Below are 380 nucleotides of genomic sequence, written 5' to 3'. Positions count from 1 at the left end.
GATAACGCGGGGGTCGTTGGTTCGAGTCCAACCAGCCCTACCAAGGTTATCAAACGAAAGTAAAAACCTACTTTCGTTTGGGGTAATTAGTAAAAAATTTACTGGCAGAGCCAGATGATTTTTGAAGTAACTGCCACATAAGACCGGGGGATTAGCTCAGCTGGGAGAGCACCTGCTTTGCAAGCAGGGGGTCGTCGGTTCGATCCCGTCATCCTCCACCATCACTCTACGATATCTTGAAAGTACAAACGTAAGCAACTATGCTTAGGTTTGATCTTTTAGAGGTCAATGCTGTTTCGTTCTTTAACAATCTGGAAGAAGTAAAGTTTTTATCGAATCACCGACAGGTGGTTCGATGGGTAGTGATTGTATTATCAATA

At 43.7% G+C, this 380-nt stretch carries 1 tRNA gene; it reads left to right on the top strand.

Annotated features, from left to right (window positions below):
- The first annotated feature begins 145 nt into the window (after window positions 1-145).
- A tRNA-Ala gene (locus D0817_RS26835) sits at window positions 146-221 on the top strand.
- Window positions 222-380 lie beyond the last annotated feature (159 nt).

This window comes from Flavobacterium cupreum, assembly GCF_003996965.1.
Lineage (GTDB): Bacteria > Bacteroidota > Bacteroidia > Flavobacteriales > Flavobacteriaceae > Flavobacterium > Flavobacterium cupreum.
This window is presented reverse-complemented; position numbering and strand designations above follow the sequence as displayed.